Annotated in this window: 3 protein-coding genes; 2 read left to right on the forward strand and 1 reads right to left on the reverse strand. The window is 67.2% G+C overall.

The features are described 5' to 3' along the window. Positions 1 to 781 precede the first annotated feature (781 nt). Positions 782 to 1,078 (forward strand): hypothetical protein, encoded by a 297-nt coding sequence (locus tag KF823_15080; protein MBX3727231.1) that lies wholly within the window; start codon positions 782 to 784, stop codon positions 1,076 to 1,078. A gap of 630 nt (positions 1,079 to 1,708) precedes the next feature. Here KF823_15080 and rlmM read toward each other — a convergent pair. Next, positions 1,709 to 2,806, reverse strand: a complete 1,098-nt coding sequence (gene rlmM, locus KF823_15085; GenBank protein ID MBX3727232.1) for a 23S rRNA (cytidine(2498)-2'-O)-methyltransferase RlmM — start codon at positions 2,804 to 2,806, stop codon at positions 1,709 to 1,711. A gap of 106 nt (positions 2,807 to 2,912) precedes the next feature. Between rlmM and KF823_15090 the strand changes: the two genes are divergently transcribed. Then, the gene (locus tag KF823_15090; GenBank protein MBX3727233.1) at positions 2,913 to 9,764 is read left to right on the forward strand and encodes a DUF11 domain-containing protein; all 6,852 of its coding nucleotides are present in this window, start codon (positions 2,913 to 2,915) and stop codon (positions 9,762 to 9,764) included. Positions 9,765 to 10,128 lie beyond the last annotated feature (364 nt).

The following is a 10,128-nucleotide window of genomic DNA, read 5'->3' on the forward strand; positions in this document are numbered from 1 at the left end:
TGAATGAGCGTGTTCGCCCTACTTTCTCTGCTATACATGCGCGGCGAGGACTTTCCCATTTTCCGAAGTGTTCTTTTTCGGCGACGCGATCAGTATCGCGGCAAGGGATGTAGGCCCCTTCGCTCTGGATTACACCGGCGATGCGGAGAGGCGACAGGGAAGAATGACAATCATGCTTTTCCATCCCAAGCGATATATCGATACTCATATCGCCTATTCATTCGACTGCAACTCGCTGTTCTTTGAGAAGGTCTATCCCTACTAGGCCATCTGTACGCGGACGCTGGGGACACAGTCGACTTTATCTGCACGGCGATGCACAATGCAAACTCTGGTCCCGGTCCAGGAAGGATTTGACATGCTCCAGTTATTGATGACCATCTCTGCGGGCGCAGTTTTCGGAAGCGCATGTCTCGAGCATGAGCGTTGTTTTGTAAGACTGGATCCGAGCGACGATTGTGAGCGCGTGTGCTTGAGCCAGCAAAGCCAGATCTACGGTTCCGCCACCCGGCTCTTGACTGATCGTGGAGTTGATGTTGCTGGTGCGACCGAGGTCAGGTCGTATCAGTGCTCATCCAGTCACCGGATTTATTTTTTTTTCTGCAATGAAGGAGAGTTCCCGTTGGTTCTGGTGGCAGAGCTTCCGCATGGGGCCGCGTCACCATTCTTGTGGGACTCCGAGTAGCAAGAACTGATGCCAGTGTCACGCTTCATCGGTCTTGAGAAAGCGAGTATTGAAAAGAAGGCCGAGAGTCGTCTCACGCGGTGAGGACTCACAAGAATGAGTGCCTTATGGGATCCTGTCTTTGTCTACTGGATGTCGGTTGTGCTGTTCATCTCCTACCCAGTGCTGCAGATCCTGGTTTCAAGCGAGACCAGATGCGTCGCTTTTTTCTGGCTTTCCTTGCTGCCGGTGTTTGTTATAGCTATAACGGTCAGCGTGATACTGCTGGGTTCTGGTGGCGGAGACCTGTTTCTTCCGGCGGTCCCGCTTCCCTTCATCTATATCAGTGGCTATCTTTGCTTGATCTTTGTCCTGGACAGGATATTTTGCAGACGCGCTGAGTTAATCAAATGACGCTAGAGGCTCAGGACGATGGCGCGGTTCGCACCATTATGGCTGCGAATTTTGACCTGGCGCCCATAATTCTCGAAGAGATATGGGACCTAAGCTATGCGAGCTATGACGGTTCTCTGGAGGATGCGCAAGATTTGGCTGGCCGAACCTGGGTTGAGATTGCGGAATCTGGACCCTTCCCTGTGCTAGGTGCGCTCTGGTATGGAATGAAAACAAGCGGAAAGCGAAAGATTGTAGCGGCGGGTGCTTGGTCGGTTTATCTTTGGGGGATAGAGGATAACTGGAGTTTCCTTGACCATTTGCAGAGCGGGCTATGCGGCGGGCTAGGATATCCGCCGCAATGGCCTGATGCGAATGAGATTCTCCGAACGGATCAGCGCCTGCTTCTCGCTTCAATTTTTGAGCTAGCGGCCAAGTGCCAATCTGAGGCGTGTACAAAAAATGAGATTCGTGATCTGGCTGTCCTGGTGCAATGTTTAAAGCGCCCCCCTTAAGCAGAACCAGAATTACGGGCTCAAGTTCAGTTCCTTCTGCCCGACAATCACTTTTCCCTGGCCGTCGGCAGGAGCGGAACTCGGTGCCGAATGAACAACGCGGATTCACCGCCGCAGGAACGGCAATCTCGACGGTTCAGGCCCGCAACGCCACCACCGTCACCTCCTCCCGGTCGTGATAGAGCTGCCGGCAACGCACCTCCAGCGCGATGCCGGCGCTCTCGCGCAGGCGCGCCAGGCAGGCCAGGGTCTCGGCGTGGCGCTTCTTCATGGGCAGCTTGAGGTTGAACAGGGCGTGGCGGCAGGCGCCGTCGGCCAGCCAGCGGCCGATCAGGTCGGCGACGCGGCCGGGTTGTTCGACCATGTCGCAGACCAGCCAGTCGACCGGGCGGGCCGGGCGCCAGCGGAAGCCGTCGGCGCGGACGTGGTCGACCACGCCGGTGTCGAGCACCTGCGGCGCCAGCGGGCCGTTGTCGATGGCGGTGACGCGCAGATGGGCGCGGGCCAGCACCCAGGTCCAGCCGCCGGGCGCGGCGCCCAGGTCGACGGCGCTCATGCCGGGCCGCAGCAGGCGTTCGCGCTCGCCGGGGGTCAGCATGACGGCCAGGGCCTCGTCCAGCTTGGCGGCCGAGCGGCTGGGCGCGCCGGCCAGGCGGCGCAGGCGCGGGATGCCGCCGGCCTGGCCGCTGCTGTCGGCGAGTGCCGCCTGCGCCAGCCAGACACGATCGCCGGCCAGGGTCCAGGCGTGCAGGCGCAGGCCGGCGGCGGGGTCCAGGCGGTCGGCACGGTCCAGCGCCTGGCGCAGCGGGCCGGCCAGGGCGCGCGCCAGCGGCGCCAGGGCGCGGCCGTCCTCGCTGTCCGGCGCCTCTACCAGCAGTTCCCGCCACGGCCCGGCGTCCGGGGGCAGGGCGGCCAGCAGCGGGGCGACGCGGTCACCGGCGGCCAGGCCCTCGCAGCGGGCCAGCAGGCCGGCGCACTGGCGGGCGAAGATGAGTTCGCGCAGCGCCGGCGCCGGCGTCAGCGGCTGGCCATCGCTGGCCACGGCCTCGACCACGCCCGAGGCAGGACGCGCGCGCAGGTAGACGGCCCGACCCAGCGCCTGGGCGTGGGCCAGCAGTTCCTGGCCGCATTCGGCCTCGAAGCCGGGGCGGCACAGGGCCAGCCAGGCGGGGCTTCGATACTGCGATGCAGCATCGAGAGAAGCGGGACGAACGGTGGACGAACCGAAAGGCATGTGCCTATAGTCTCAGAACCGGTCCAGCACCGGCGTCCGGGGGGGCGCACGGGCCGGGAAGCGCGCTGTCCCGCAGGGGACGGCAAACCGTCATCGGGAGACCACCATGCGATTCTTCGATTCATTGCGGCGCGGAACGCTCGCGTTCGGCTGTGCCCTGCTTCTGACCGTATCGACCACCCCCTTCAGCCAACAGGCTCTGGCCGATGACGCGCGCGAAATGCGCCAGCTCAGTGCCGACGGGCCCAAGCTGAGCGACGCCGAGGCCCGGGCGCTTGCCGGCAAGCCTGCCGAAGCCATCGAGCCCGAGGCCGGCGCGCCGCTCGACGGCGGCTTCGTCGAGGCGACCGACAACTATGTGTTCGCCACCACCACCAGCGGCAACCTGGTCGACATGTCGGCCGGCACCACGCAGATCTTGGCCGCAAATCTGGACGACACCGCCTCGGCGGTGACGCCGATCGGCTTCGACTTCGTCTTCCAGGGCGCGGTCTACAGCCAGTTCTCTGCCAATTCCAACGGCCTGATCCGGCTGGGTCCGACTGTTGTCCAGAATGCCGGCCCCTACAAGCCGCTGGGACAGGCAGGCCAGGCGCTGATCAGCGCCTATGGCGCCGACCAGCGCACCCATACCAGTGGCCGCGTGCACTTCCGGGTCGATGGGACTGCCCCGAACCGGGTGCTGGTGGTCGAGTTCCTGAATATGCAGGCGAACTGGAACGCCGGGGGCACCGCCGATCTCACCTACCAGGTGCTGCTGTCGGAGACCACCGGCCAGATCGAGTTCCGCTACGGCGCGATGGCCATGAGCACCCTCGGCGCCGCCGATGCCAACTCCCGCGACCCGCACATCGGCTTCTCCTCCGGCAGCGTCGCCGGCACCATCGGCACGGTGACCGCGCCGCAGAGCGGCGCTCCGGCGCCCACCTACGACGGCAACGTTGCCCCGCCGGTCGCAAACCTGTATGTCGCCGGTCCGATCGATGCGCTGACCTCGGCGGCCGATGGCGCCCGGCGAACCTTCACGTTCACCGCGCCGCCAGCGCCGACCGCGCCGACCGGTCTCTCTTTCAGTGGTGTCGGGGCGACCTCCCTGACCATTGAATGGGTCGACTCGCCGAATGAGATCGCCTACGTCATCTACCGGTCCACCGACGGCGTCAACTTCTCCGTGTTCGGGGCCGCTCCCCAGGACGCCACCAGTTTCCTGGCCAGTGGCCTGTCACCCTCCACCTCCTACACCTGGCGCGTGCACGCGGCTTCCGAAGGCGCTCTCAGCGCGCCATTGCAGGGCGTCCAGGGCACCAACCCGCCTGCCAACATCCTCTCGACCCCCGCTGGCGGCAACTGGAGCGCGACCACCACATGGGTCGGCGGCCAGGTGCCGACCAGCGACGACAACGTCACCATCAGCGACGGCAGCACGGTGGTCATCGACACCGCGGCGGTGGCCCTGAACCTCACCGTCGGCACCGGCGGCGCGTCTGCCACCCTCGAGTGGGAGAGCGCGGTCGCGCGCACGCTGGTGCTGGGCGGCAACGCCACCATCGCCGCCAATGGCATCTTCCGCAGCGCCGCAGCCGGCACCGTGGTCACCCACGCGCTGACCGTCCCCGGCAACCTGACCAACAATGGCGTGCTGGACTTCAGCACCAATGGCGACACCGCCGGTGCGGGCATCGTCTTCACCGGCGCGACGCCCGCCACCTTCGGCGGCAGCGGCGCCACCACCGACCTGCGCGCGCTCACCGTCAACAAGGGCGCACAGGCCAACCAGCTCGACCTGGAACCGGCCAATCTGACCGTGCGCGGCGTCGACACCGATGTCGCCGGTTTCCTGACGCTGACCAGCGGCACCCTGCGCATCGGCGGCACCTACACGGTGACCAACCGCCTGTTCACCACCGCCACCTACACGATCCCCGCTGCTGCCGGCCTGTGGCTGGACAACCCCAACTTCACGGTGGCGGCGACGGCTTCGGGAACGACCACGAACAACAACGGCCTGCTGCGGATCAGCCAGGGCACCTACAACGTCGGCCTCACCGGGGCCCACGGACTGGGCGGTGGCGCCGGCGCCATCTTCGATATCCAGGGCGGCACGCTCAACGCGCCCCGTGTCGATCCGCAGAACGCGGTGGTCTGGAACCAGAGCGGCGGCACCGTCAATATCGGGACCATCGCCAACACGCGAACCGGCTTCGGCGCGTTCGAGCTGTTCAGCACCGCCTCGACGTTCACCATGAGCGGCGGCACCATCAACCTGGTCCAGGCCAGCATCGCCGCCACGCCCATCGACTGGAACGTCCGCTCGACCACCTTCTCGGCGACCGGCGGCGTGGTGAACATCGGCACCGCGGCCACCGCCACGAACTTCAACTTCCGCATCCGGGCCAATCTGCCGGATTTCGTCATCGACAACACGGGCAACCCGAAGACCGCCACGGCGACTGCGCAGGTCAATCTGCGCGGCACGAGCACGATCAGTGCCGGCTCGAGCCTGGTCATCAATGGCCAGGTGGCCCTGGTGATCGGCCCGTCGTTCGTCAACAACGGCACGCTGAACGGCACTGCGCTGAACACGCGGTTCTATTTCCTCGGCGGCGCCGGGCCGACCGTCTACTCGGGCAGCGGCACGGTGGTCGCACCGCTGCGCGCCTGGGAGGTCGACAACGTCGCCGGCGTGACCATCGACCCGTCGGTCAACCAGATCGCCGCGCTGCGCTTCAACAACTTCAGCGGCGGGCTGACCGGATCCGGCAAGCTGACCCTGGGCGACGGCGGCGCCACCAGCGCGGTGGTCCAGCTCGGCGTCGCGACGCCCAGCGCGCCGGCGTTCGGATTCGATGTGTCCCCGATCTTCAATCCGGGCACCGGCGGCGTCATCAACATCTACGCGCAGGAGCTGTCCGCGCGCACCACCGGCCCTGAGCTGCCGCCGTCCAGGACGCTGACCACCCTGTCGGTCTCCAACACCAACGGACTGACCATCGACGGCGGCGACATCACCGTCGTGGGTACTGGTGCCGGCGCGCTGACCATGACCAACGCGACCGTCGCCACCGGCTCGAACACGCTGGTCTTCGATTCGGCGACCGGCACCGTGGTCCGTACCCTGGCCGGCTATGTCGACGGAAACTTCCGGAAGACCTACGCCGCGGCCGGCGCCAAGACCTTCGAGGTCGGCACCGCCAATGGCTACACCCCGGTGATCGCCAACGCCACCGCCGGCACTTTCCCGGCGTCGATCACCGTCGCCGCGGTGCAGGGCAAGGCGCCGCAGATCGCGCCCGCCGACCTGGCCATCGACCGGCACTGGGTGCTGGCCGGCAGCGACGTCGACAGCGCCGATGTCACCTTCAGCTACCTGGATCCGGCCGACCTGCCGGTGACCGTGACGGAAGCCGACCTGGTCACCTTCCGGCGCGTCGGCGGCACCTTCACCGACCTGGGCGGCACCATCGACACCGGCGCCAACACCATGGCGGTGGCCGGCGTGACCACCTTCGGGTTGTTCACCCTGGCCGAGCCGGGCGCCACCGTGCAGCTCGAGGCCGACCTGTCGATCACCAAGACCGACGGCGTGACCACGGTCACCCCGGGCAGCCAGACCACCTACACCATCGTCGCCAGCAACGCGGTCGGTCCGGACCCGATCGTCGGGGCCACCGTCGCCGACACCTTCCCGGCCAGCCTGACCGGCTGCACCTGGACCTGTTCGGGCAGCGCGGGCGGCAGCTGCGGCAACGCCAACGGTGCCGGCAACATCAGCGAGCTGGTCGACCTGCCGGTCGGCGGCAGCGTGACCTTCCTGGCCACCTGCACGGTGGACCTGGCCGCGACCGGCACCATCGACAACACCGCCACCGTCGCGGTGCCGTCCGGTGCCTTCGATCCTGACACCGACAACAACTCGGCGACCGACAGCAACACGGTCGATCTCGGCGGGCCGGAGATCGGCGTCAGCCCGGGCAGCTTCAGCTTCACGGTGACCACCGGCAGCGCCGACGCCCAGCCGCTGACGATCAGCAACAGCGGCACCACCGACCTGGTCTGGGACATCGAGACCGACACCCTGTTCGGTCAGCCCGTCGAGTTCGATCCTGCGCTCAACGAGGTGCTGAGCATCCCGAACTTCTCGGTCGCCTCGGCCCCCAATGGCGGCACGCCCTTCGTGGCCGTGGTGCCGGCGGGCGTGCTCACCAGCGGTCGCGTGGTCGGCTTCAGCTTCCAGGGCACCGTGTCCGGCATCACCGGCAACAGCTCCTGGGCGGCCGACCTGTGCATGCGGGTCGAGGGGCCGGATGGCTCGAACTACACGGTCGGCGGGTTCTCGACCTCGATCCCGAACTGCGCCGTCAATCCCTGGGATTTCGACGGGTCGGGCTCCAACAACGACGGCACCTATGCCAGCAGCCACGAGGACGTGTTCCCGTTCCCGCCGGGTGCCGACGATGCCGGCAACTGGACGATCACCTTCATCAACGGCTGGGACAGCGCGTCCGCCGCGACGATGAACTGGAGCAACGTGACCGTCACCCTGCACAAGGAGACGATGCCGACCGGCTGCTCCAGCCCGAACGTCGTGTCCTGGCTGATGGCCGATCCGGACAGCGGTACCACGGGTGCCGGCCTGTCCAGCGTGTCCAGCGTGATGGTCGATGCCGACGGCCTGGCGGTCGGCAGCTATGAGGCCTTCCTGTGCGTCAACAGCAACGACGGCGACGATCCGCTGGTCGTGGTGCCGGTGACGCTGGACGTGGTCGCGCCGTCGATCACCGTGGCGCCGACCGAGATCGTGGCCAGCGTCGCCGCAAGCGGCCAGTCCACCACCGAGACGCTGACCATCGGCAACACCGGTGCGGGCGACCTGTTCTGGGAGATCCAGGAGGCGCCGGCCGGCGCGGCGAATCCGCAGGCCCACTTCCCGCTGCTGCCGCGGCAGGTGCTGCCGGGCCAGGGTGTGGCCAGCCTGGTCGCCGAGCCCATCGACGCGGCCCGGGCCGCGAAGCTGGCGCTGGAAGTGCCGCGTGGCGCACCGGAGCGCGACCGTCGCTCGCTGTTCGGCGGCGCTGCCGTGCCGGCCTTCACCACGACCGGCTTCAGCCGCTCCGACTACGTGACGTTCGACGCCCTGGTGCCGGGCTCGCTGACCTCCATCGTCGATCCGGGTCCGGCAACGATCTTCGCCCAGACCTTCATCGGCGATAACTTCAGCCAGCACTTCTTCATCGCCACCAGCGGCGGTGCCCTCGCGCAGAACGCCTATGGCTACATCGACACGGCCACCGGCGCGGTCAACCAGCTGGGCGTACTGACCGGCGTGCCGGCCAGCGGCACCTGGACGTCGGCCGCATGGGACCGCACCAACGGCCAGGTCTACGCGGTGCTGGTGCCGGGCGGCGGCAACAACCAGCTCTACCGGATCGATGTCGCGGCTGGCACCGGCACCCTGGTCGGTTCCATCTCGGGCGGCGGACTGCCTGCCAACGCCATCGTCATCGCCATCGCGGTTTCGCCTGACGGCCTGATGTACGGCATCGAGATCCAGAACGACGTGCTGTTCGCCATTGACAAGACCAGCGGTGCGGCGGCCGTGATCGGGCCGACCGGGGTCAATGCGAACTTCGCCCAGGACATGGACTTCGATCCGTCCACCGGCACGCTGTACTGGGCCGGCTACCAGGGCGGCGGCAACAGCCAGATGTTCACCGTCGACACCACGACCGGCGCTGCGACGTCGATCGGGGCGGTGGCCGGTGGCGCCGAGCTGCTGTCCTTCAGCGTCGCGATCGCGGGCGGCAACTGCTCGGATCCGGCCGACGTGCCCTGGCTGTCGGTGGATGCCGCCAGCGGCACGGTGCCGTCGGGTGGCCCTGCCGACGAGGTGCAGGTCAGCCTGAACTCGACCGGCCTGGTCAACGGCGTGTACGAGGCCAGCCTGTGCGTGCTGAGCAACGATCCGGCCCGGCCGCTGGTCGAGGTGCCGGTCGAGTTCACCGTCGGTGCGACCACGGCGGACCTGGGCCTGAGCCTGTTCGGCGTGCCGTCCACGGTGAATGCCGGGGGCAGCCTGAGTCTGGCGGCCAGCGTCGCCAACTTCGGCCCGGCCGCCGCCACCGGGGTCAGCGTGGTGCTGGACCTGCCGGACGACTTCACCTTCGTCTCCGGCAGCCTGATCGAGGGCTCGGGCAACTGGAACTGCTCGGCCACCGGGCAGGTGGTGACCTGCAACCTGGTCGCGGGCAGCCTGCCGGTCGGCAGCTTCGCCGCGGTGCTGCAGGTCAACGTCAGCGTCGCGCCGGATGCCGAGGACGGCGTGGTGCAGACCACCGGCACGGTGTCCGGCAGCCAGCCCGACCCGAACCCGGGCAACAACACCGGGACGGTGAACACCACCATCATCGGTGGGCCGGTCGACGTGATCTTCCAGAACGGCTTCGAGTGCGCCCCCGGCCTGCCCGGGTGCGCCAGCGGCGGCACGCCTGGCGTCTACACCGACCGCACGACCTTCCTGCAGAACGTGCAGGGCGGCCATTTCGAGGAGGACTTCGCCGGCGTGCCGGTCGGTACCGCGATTCCGTCGCTGAGCTTCAGCGGCAACGGCTTCGCCTACACGATCACGGCGATCGGTGGTGGCACCCAGCAGCTCTACAACGACCCGGGCATCATTTCCCACGATTCCGCGGTCGATGCCATCCGCATCACCTTCACCGGCGCGCCGGTGACGGCGATCGGCGGCAACTTCTGGGGCACCGACATCACCTTCACCCCGAACGGCGGCCAGATCACCCTGACCCTGGCCGACAGCACGACGGTGACCTATGCCTCGACCGGTCCGAGTAATTTCCGCGGTTTCGTGACCACCACGCCGATCGCGCACATCACCATCGACGCGGCCGATGTGCCGGCCAACTCCTGGTCGACCGTGGACAACGTGATCGCGGGCGCGCGCTGACGGGAAGAGGGCGATCCGGGAACGGATCGCCCTTGCCGGCCTGGCGCCGGCAAACTCGGTGACTTGCGAAGGCCTCCCGGATGGGGGGCCTTCTTTTTTCGTCGGGAACAGCGAGTGGGAGGAAGGGAGACGGGGCCAGGCGGGCAAGGGTTGACGGAGCGCGCTGTGCTCCCCTCTCCCTCTGGGAGACCTGATTGGCGTCGTGTCTCAGCTCAGAATCGGGGACCAAGGGTCAGGACCCGGTGTTCGGTGAGCGGAGCGCGCTGTGCTCCCCTCTCCCTGTGGGAGAGGGGCCGGGGGAGAGGGCCGGCACTTGCCATGATTTGCATCGTTGCCGGCCCAGCGGCGCGCGCTGGCCCGGACG

The sequence above is a fragment of the Lysobacterales bacterium genome, from assembly GCA_019634735.1.
In the GTDB taxonomy this organism is placed as follows: Bacteria; Pseudomonadota; Gammaproteobacteria; order Xanthomonadales; family UBA2363; genus Pseudofulvimonas.

What these genes read in the sequence shown, in the direction of transcription:
- KF823_15080 (MBX3727231.1), top strand. Translation starts at nt 782, where the DNA reads ATGAGTGCCTTATGGGATCCTGTCTTTGTCTACTGGATGTCGGTTGTG.
- rlmM (MBX3727232.1), bottom strand. Translation starts at nt 2,806, where the DNA reads ATGCCTTTCGGTTCGTCCACCGTTCGTCCCGCTTCTCTCGATGCTGCA.
- KF823_15090 (MBX3727233.1), top strand. Translation starts at nt 2,913, where the DNA reads ATGCGATTCTTCGATTCATTGCGGCGCGGAACGCTCGCGTTCGGCTGT.